Source organism: Mesorhizobium sp. M7A.F.Ca.CA.004.06.1.1, assembly GCF_003999135.1.
GTDB lineage: Bacteria > Pseudomonadota > Alphaproteobacteria > Rhizobiales > Rhizobiaceae > Mesorhizobium.
Genome location: NZ_RZPQ01000913.1, coordinates 1 through 2074, shown reverse-complemented (window position 1 = coordinate 2074; position 2074 = coordinate 1). Strand labels below are relative to the sequence as shown.

The following is a 2074-nucleotide window of genomic DNA, read 5'->3' as shown; positions in this document are numbered from 1 at the left end:
GCCATAGCCATCCGAAACCGATTCTGGTTTTCACGGCTCATGCGCTAGGATTCTGCCATGACGACGCTTGCCGCCGACCGCGAAATCGAAGCCCTGATGGCGCTTCATCCGAAAGGCTTCGACCTTTCGCTCGACCGCATTTCGCGGCTGCTGGAGCGGCTTGACGATCCGCAGGATCGGCTGCCACCGGTCATCCACATCGCCGGCACCAACGGCAAAGGCTCGTGCGCCGCCTTTTCGCGCGCCCTGCTCGAGGCAGCGGACTACCGCGTCCATGTTCACACCTCGCCGCATCTGGTCAACTGGTATGAGCGTTACCGGCTGGCCGCCGATGGCGGCGGCAGGCTGGTCGAGGACAGGGTTTTCGCCGATGCTATTGCCCGTGCGGCCAGAGCCAATGAAGGCGAGAAGATCACCGTCTTCGAGATTCTCACCGCCGTCACCTTCCTCTTGTTTTCCGAACACCAGGCCGACGCCGCCATCATCGAGGTCGGGCTCGGCGGCCGCTTCGACGCGACCAATGTCGTCAAGGAGCCGGCCGTGTCAGTGATCATGCCGGTGTCGCTCGACCACGAGGCCTATCTCGGGGACCGTGTCGAACTGATCGCGGCCGAAAAGGCCGGTATTATCAAGCCCGGCTGTCCGGTGGTCATCGGCGCGCAGGAGAGCGAAACGGCGCTGCAGGTGCTGATCGAAACCGCCGAGCGGCTTGAATGCCCCACCTTCGTCTACGGCCAGGACTTCCTTGCCTTCGAGGAAAACGGCCGCATGGTCTACCAGGACGAAGACGGCTTGATGGACCTGCCACCGCCCAGGCTGCCCGGACGCCATCAGTTCGCCAATGCGGCGGCGGCGATCGCCGCGGTCAAGGCGGCCGGTTTCGAGATCAGCCATCGCGCCGCCGAAAAGGCGATGATCAATGTCGCCTGGCCAGGGCGTATGCAGAAGCTGATGCAGGGCCGGCTGGCCGAACTGGCACCCAAGGGCGCCGATATCTGGCTCGACGGTGGCCACAATCCGGGGGCCGGCGTGGTGGTTGCCGAAGCGTTGGCCGAGCAGGAAGAGAAGAACCCGCGTCCGCTGTTCCTCATCTCGGGCATGATCAACACCAAGGACCAGAGCGGCTATTTCCGTGCCTTCAAGGGCCTCGCCCGGCATGTCTACACGGTGCCGGTGAGCCTTAGCGAGGCCGGCGTGCCAAACGACGAACTGGCGGTCCGCGCGACGGAAGCCGGGCTGACCGCCGAGCCGGTGAGTTCCGTCGCCAGCGCGCTGATGCTGCTGCGCGACACCTGGGACGGTCCGGCGCCACGCATCCTGATCAGCGGTTCGTTGTATCTGACCGGCGCGGTGCTGGCCGAGAACGGCACCCCGCCGACCTGAAGGCGGATTTTTCTGCGAGGAACCTGTCATGATCAAGGTCAAGCAGCTCGCTCACGTCTGCATCTTCGCCAACGACCTTGAAGCGACACGAAGCTTCTATCGCGACGTGCTGGGCATGGACACCTGCTTCAATTTCCTGCGTGACGGCAAGATTTTCGGGTTCTACCTCGATTGCGGCGGCGGCAGCCATGTCGAGGTGTTCGGGAAAAACGAGGCCCGCTATGGCGACCTGAACCAGATCAACCACTTCTGCCTAGAAGTGGAGAACATTGATGCCGCGATCGCCCACATCAGGTCGAAAGGTGTCGACGTCACCTCAAAGAAACTGGCCTGCGATGACACATTTCAGGCCTGGATCCGCGATCCAAACGACGTGAAAATCGAGTTGTTCGAGTACACCCAGAAAAGCGCACAATTCACCGGCGACGACCGCATCGCTGATTGGTGAGACCAGCCAAGCCATGACACCGCATCAGGCGCCTTTCTAAGGGTCTCTGAAATCACAATGGTATGATTGCTTCCAGATCGATGTCGACGCCGATGCTTGCCGTCAGGCGGGAATAGAAGAGGGAGGCCGGTTCTCGCCCGGCCTCCCGAATCTCATAGGATTCAAGTGCGCGTTCGACGATATCAGCTATTGAACGGTTTTCGCGACGAGCGAGTCGATGAGCAATATCTCGTGCTTTTGCGC

Annotated in this window: 3 protein-coding genes; 2 read left to right on the top strand and 1 reads right to left on the bottom strand. The window is 61.6% G+C overall.

The window, feature by feature from the left end:
* Window positions 1-57 precede the first annotated feature (57 nt).
* Both EN906_RS32055 and EN906_RS32050 read left to right on the top strand, forming a co-directional pair.
* Window positions 58-1383, top strand: coding sequence for a folylpolyglutamate synthase/dihydrofolate synthase family protein (locus EN906_RS32055; protein ID WP_127301845.1), 1326 nt, complete (start codon window positions 58-60; stop codon window positions 1381-1383).
* Between the two features lie 28 nt (window positions 1384-1411).
* The gene (locus EN906_RS32050) at window positions 1412-1831 is read left to right on the top strand and encodes a VOC family protein (RefSeq protein WP_127268386.1); all 420 of its coding nucleotides are present in this window, start codon (window positions 1412-1414) and stop codon (window positions 1829-1831) included.
* A gap of 52 nt (window positions 1832-1883) precedes the next feature.
* Here EN906_RS32050 and EN906_RS32045 read toward each other — a convergent pair.
* Window positions 1884-2074, bottom strand: a 191-nt coding sequence (locus EN906_RS32045) for a plasmid stabilization protein (RefSeq protein ID WP_127375678.1), incomplete at its 5' end; no start/stop codon positions are given.

What these genes read in the sequence shown, in the direction of transcription:
- EN906_RS32055 (WP_127301845.1), top strand. Translation starts at nt 58, where the DNA reads ATGACGACGCTTGCCGCCGACCGCGAAATCGAAGCCCTGATGGCGCTT.
- EN906_RS32050 (WP_127268386.1), top strand. Translation starts at nt 1,412, where the DNA reads ATGATCAAGGTCAAGCAGCTCGCTCACGTCTGCATCTTCGCCAACGAC.